The organism is Magnetococcales bacterium (assembly GCA_015231925.1).
Lineage (GTDB): Bacteria > Pseudomonadota > Magnetococcia > Magnetococcales > JADGAQ01 > JADGAQ01.
Genome location: JADGAQ010000247.1, coordinates 1 through 4,980 on the forward strand (window position 1 = coordinate 1; position 4,980 = coordinate 4,980).

5 protein-coding genes are annotated in these 4,980 nt (G+C 62.7%); 4 read left to right on the forward strand and 1 reads right to left on the reverse strand.

All coding sequences use genetic code 11. The features are described from left to right. Nucleotides 1-267: Rpn family recombination-promoting nuclease/putative transposase (locus tag HQL56_18080; GenBank protein MBF0311427.1), on the reverse strand; the 267-nt coding region annotated here is incomplete at its 3' end. A 249-nt stretch (nucleotides 268-516) separates the two neighbouring features. Between HQL56_18080 and HQL56_18085 the strand changes: the two genes are divergently transcribed. Genes HQL56_18085 through HQL56_18100 form a run of 4 tightly spaced genes read left to right on the forward strand, consistent with a single transcriptional unit; the run spans nucleotide 517 to nucleotide 4,796 of the window. Then, a complete protein-coding gene (locus HQL56_18085) occupies nucleotides 517-1,626 on the forward strand; it encodes a DegT/DnrJ/EryC1/StrS family aminotransferase (GenBank protein MBF0311428.1) in 1,110 nt (369 codons plus the stop codon). Further along, the gene (locus HQL56_18090) at nucleotides 1,623-2,120 is read left to right on the forward strand and encodes a WbuC family cupin fold metalloprotein (GenBank protein MBF0311429.1); all 498 of its coding nucleotides are present in this window, start codon (nucleotides 1,623-1,625) and stop codon (nucleotides 2,118-2,120) included. The genes HQL56_18085 and HQL56_18090 overlap by 4 nt, the downstream gene beginning before the upstream one ends. A gap of 7 nt (nucleotides 2,121-2,127) precedes the next feature. Further along, nucleotides 2,128-3,702: a cobalamin-dependent protein gene (locus tag HQL56_18095; protein MBF0311430.1), complete on the forward strand. Its 1,575-nt coding sequence runs from the start codon at nucleotides 2,128-2,130 to the stop codon at nucleotides 3,700-3,702. Beyond that, nucleotides 3,699-4,796, forward strand: coding sequence for a DegT/DnrJ/EryC1/StrS family aminotransferase (locus HQL56_18100; protein MBF0311431.1), 1,098 nt, complete (start codon nucleotides 3,699-3,701; stop codon nucleotides 4,794-4,796). Before HQL56_18095 ends, HQL56_18100 begins: the two co-directional genes overlap by 4 nt. Nucleotides 4,797-4,980: the final 184 nt, after the last annotated feature.

The window sequence follows — 4,980 nt, forward strand, 5'->3', positions numbered from 1 at the left end:
TTTCACGAAGGCCGCCACCTTCTGGACCTGCATCTCCACGATGTAGGTGATGCCACGATGATCCCGACAGCGCACGTCGAGGATGGAGTATTTCATCTCCCGGATCCTGGGAGCGAGAAAGGGATCCAGGATGGTCAACTCGGCGATGCGACGGTCGTCTTCCAGCCGGAGCAGGCTCTCCAGAAAGCTGATCAGGATATCCTTGGCATCCTCGCTGCCGAAGATTTTCTTGAAGGCGAAGTCGATGCGCGGGTCAATGAACTTCATGGCCTACCTCTTGAGTACTGTTTTCCACTCCCACTGCAATGGTACCAGAAAGACTTGCGAAAGCGTAGAAGCAAATAGTGCCAAGGCCTTGATCATCGTTCCGTCCACTGGGTGGTTGCGTAGGTTCGGTTTCCGCCAGTGGGGAATCGTCGTTCCGGTAGCGTTTTCCGAAGCCGGGAACCCTGGAAATATCCCGCCATGAGTGCCACAATCCAGAATAAGGCTTCAACCCTCTGCGTGTGATGTGGCATGCCTGCAACCATTCCTTTTCTGGATCTGCGTGTTTCCGATGCGGCCACCCGGCAGCGTCTGCTGGCCGCCGTGGAGCGGGTGCTGCTGCATGGCCGCATGATCCTGGGGCCGGAGGTGACCGAGCTGGAGGAGAAGATGGCCGGGTTCCTCGGTCGCCGCTTCGCCCTCTCCGTCGGATCGGGTTCCGCCGCCCTCTTTCTGGCCCTGCGCGCCCTCGGCCTCGGGCCGGGGGACGAGGTGATCACCACCTCCCTCTCCTGGATCGCCACCGCCAACGCCATCGCCATGACCGGGGCCACCCCCGTCTTCGCCGACATTCGCGACGATCTGAATATCGATCCCGATAGCGTGGCCCGGCTGATCACTCCCCGCACCCGGGCCATCCTGCCCGTTCACTACACCGGCAAGATCGCCCCCATGGAGGCCCTGCAGGCCCTGGCCGCCCGGAATGACCTGCTGCTGGTCGAAGACGCCGCCCAGGCCTTCGGGGCCAAACAGAAAGGACGTCCCGCCGGCTCCTTCGGCATCCTCTCCTGCTTCAGCATGAATTCCATGAAGGTCTTCGCCTCCTGCGGCGAGGCGGGTCTGATCACCACCGACGGCGACTCCCTGCACGAAAAACTCCTGGCCCTGCGCTACAACGGTACCGTCAATCGCGAAACCTGCCTGCTGCCGGGCCTCAACGACCGCATGGACACCCTTCAGGCCGCCATTCTGCTGGAACGCTTCAAGGATCTCCCGGAACTCCTGGAGCGGCGTCGCACCATCGCCGCCCGCTATCGCGAACGGCTGCGCGGCGTGGTGGGGTTGCCCGAGGAGAGCCCCGGTTGCCAGGACGCCTGGTACACCTTCACCGTTCGCGCCGAACGCCGCGATGCCTTGCAGGCTTTCCTCAGCCAAACCGGCATCGAAACCAAGATCCAGCATCCTATCCTCATGCCCCACCAGCCGGCCTATCGGCAAGCCCCGCGGGATCGTCTGAGCAACGCCGAACGCCTGGTGGAACACATCCTCTGCCTGCCCGCCCACGAAAAGATGAGTCCGGACCAGGTGGACGCGGTGGCGGAGAGGATTGTGCGTTTTTATGATCGGGAGAGTGCTTCATGACGGCTTTGTTTCCCTGTGAAGAGGTGCTGCTGCTGCAGCGGACCCAGGTGGAGGAGATCAAACGCCTGGCCGAAACCGCACCCATGCGCCGCGCCCGCATCTGCCTGCATCATACCCTGGAGGATCCCTCCCAGGAGATGCTCATCGCCTTCTGCCAGGACTCCTACATCCGGCCCCACCGCCATCTGCGACGCAGCGAAACCTTCCATACCGTGGAAGGCGAGGTTCTGGTGGTGCTTTTCGACGATGCCGGCAAGGTCACCCGCACCATTGTCATGAAAGAGGTGGGCAGCGGCGGCACCTTTCTCTATCGTCTGGCCCGTCCCCTCTGGCATATGCTGATTCCCCTGACCCCCACGGCGGTGATTCACGAAATCGCTCCCGGACCCTTCGTGCCCGAGGAGTCGGAGTTCGCCCCCTGGTCGCCGGAACCCGGCGATGGCGCCGCCGTGACCGCCTATGTGCAGGCCATCCTCGCCTCTCGAACCTCCTGAGGATAGCATGAACCGTAAACTTCGCGTCTTCATCACCATGCCCAACACCAGCTGGTTCGGCAAACGGCAGTGGCTGGTGCCGCCCTATACCCTGGCGGTGCTGGCCGCCATCGTGCGCAACGCCGGACACGAGGTCAGCGTTCTCGACCCCAACCTCGACAATCTGAGCATCGAGGAGGTGGTGGGACGCATCGCCGAGGCCGATCCCGACGTGGTGGGCATCACCGCCATGTCGCTGGAGTATGCCAAAGGGGTCTCCGAACTGACCCTCGCCGTCAAGGCGCAAAACCCGCAACGCAAACTCCTGGTGGGGGGCATCTTCGCCACCACCACCCCGGAGCTGGCCATGGGCAACCACGCGGCGGATTTCGCCGTGCTGGGGGAGGGTGAGGAGCGCATCCCCCGCATGCTGCACCTGCTGGCCGAAGGGGCGGAGGATTTCGCCTCCTTCGACGGCATCGCCTACTGGCGCGACGGCGAGCTGCTGGTCAACCGCCCGGCCCGCATGATTCCCGATCTCGATGTCATTCCCCAACCCGCCTACGATCTGGTGGGCCTGCACCGCTACTCCGCCACCAACCACCACTTCGGCAACGTCTACAACGCCCGTTACCTGCCCTATGCCGTGACCACCACCACCCGTGGCTGTCCGTTCCACTGCATTTACTGCTCCTCTCACGCCATCGACGGGCGACAGGTGCGGCAGCGTTCCGCCGAAAACGTGCTGGCCGAAATCGACTGGCTGGTCAAGGAGTGGGGCATTCGTGAACTGATCTTTCTGGACGATCAGCTCAATTACGACCGCAAGCGTTTCCGGGCCATTCTGGGCGGACTGATCGAACGGGACTACGATCTGCACTGGAAGGCGGGCAACATCACCACCTTCCTGCTCACCCCCGAGCTGATCGACCTCATGGCCGAGAGCAAGTGCTATCAGGTGATCTTCCCCATTGAATCGGGCAATCAGCATGTGCTGGACAAGGTGCTGAAAAAGCCCCTGAAGCTGGATCGGGTTCCCGAACTGGTGCGCCGTTGCCGGGAGCTTGGCATGGAGACCGCCGTCGATTTCGTCATCGGCAGCCCCGGAGAGACCTGGGACCAGATTCGCGACAGTTGCAACTTCGCCGACCTGCTGGATGCCGATCTGACCTCCTTCCACATCGCCACCCCGCTGCCCTACACCGAACTCTATGATCTGGCGCGGGAGGGGGGCCATCTGCCGGAGGGCTTCTCCTTCGGCAACCACGACTATTTCGGTTTCGGACGGGGCTGCATCGCCACCGACCAGTTCACCCCCAACGATCTGCATATTCTGCGGGCCCTGGAGTGGGATCGCATCAACTTCAAAACCCCCGAGAAGAAGCAGCGTTTCGCCGCCATGACCGGCATCACCCAGGAGGAGCTGGAGATCTGGCGGCGCAACACCATTCGCAATCTGGGGCTCTACTTTCCCAAAGCGGAGAACTCCTCCGGCACCGAAACCCAAAAGAGCGCCGCCACGCGGGGTTCCGCAGACGGGTTGCTGGACAAGAACGGACGCTTCGGCAAGATCATTCACCTGGGGGAGAGGAGCGCCTCATGAGCGACGCGCCGTTGATCAACCGCTGGTGGATCGAGGTGGGCGAGGAGGAGATCACCCGCATCGGCGAGGCGATGCGTGCCGGTCGCGTCAGTCAGGGACCGGTGACGGCGGAATTCGAAGCGGCGCTGGGGGCCTTCCTGGGGGTGGAGCATGTGGTTTGCACCACTTCCGGCACCATGGCCCTGGTCATGGCGCTGCTGGCCTCGGGCGTCGGGCCGGGGGACGAGGTGCTGGTTCCGGATCGCACCTGGGTGGCCACCGCCAACGCTCCGCGTTTGCTGGGGGCCAAGGTCGTGCTGGTGGATGTGCGGGCCGATGCCCTGGTCATGGACGAGGAGCAGGTGGAGGGGTTGATCACCCCCCGTACCAGGGCCATTCTGCCGGTGCATGTCAACGGCACCCCGGCAGCCGTGGAGCGGCTGGGTGGGATTGCCGAACGGCACGGCCTGACCCTGATCGAGGACGCCTGCCAGGCCTTCTCCTCCCGGTATCGCGGGCAGTCGCTGGGCACCTTCGGACGCTTCGGCTGTTTCTCCCTGGGTTTCAACAAGATTCTCACCACCGGGCAGGGGGGCTTCGTGGTTTGCCGGGACGGGGCGGACGCGGCGCTGTTGCGGCGTATCCGCAATCAGGGACTGACGGGAACCGATCTTTCCGAACGGCACGACATTCCGGGGGCCAACTTCAAGTTCACCGATATTCAGGCGGCCATGGGGCTGGCCCAGTTGCATCGCATGCCCCGGCGCATCGAACATCAGCGGGCGGTCTACCGCGCCTACCGGGAGGGACTGGCGGGGATCGGCGGCCTGGAACAGACTTTCGTCGATCCGGAGGCGGGGCAGGTGCCGTTGCGCACTGAATATGTCTGCCGGTATCGCACGGCGCTGATGGCGGCGCTGCGGGAGGAGGGGATCATCGCCGAGGCCCAGGCCCCGTGTCTGCACCAATACGGCTTTTTGGCCACGGATCGCAGCTTTCCCAACAGCGAACGTTATTGCCAAACCCTGATCATGCTGCCTTCGGGACCGGAACAGCCCATGGAGAATGTGCAGCGCGCCATCGAGGTGATCCGACGGGTGGCGCCGAGGTTGTAGCGGAGACCGATCTTTTGACTTTTAATATTTAATCCTCTAAGTATCAAAAAAAAGAAATGTTCTATCCTTTGACTTTGTCATTTATCGTTAATTTATAACTATTCAGTAACTGCACAGTGCGGCATGATCGTGTCAACGGCGAAAGGAAAAGTCCCAGGGGTGCCCCCTGGACCCGTCGGGGGGG

Bases quoted from the DNA above. Each gene is read 5' to 3' on its own strand.
- HQL56_18085 (MBF0311428.1), top strand. From the start codon at position 517: ATGCCTGCAACCATTCCTTTTCTGGATCTGCGTGTTTCCGATGCGGCC.
- HQL56_18090 (MBF0311429.1), top strand. From the start codon at position 1,623: ATGACGGCTTTGTTTCCCTGTGAAGAGGTGCTGCTGCTGCAGCGGACC.
- HQL56_18100 (MBF0311431.1), top strand. From the start codon at position 3,699: ATGAGCGACGCGCCGTTGATCAACCGCTGGTGGATCGAGGTGGGCGAG.
- HQL56_18095 (MBF0311430.1), top strand. From the start codon at position 2,128: ATGAACCGTAAACTTCGCGTCTTCATCACCATGCCCAACACCAGCTGG.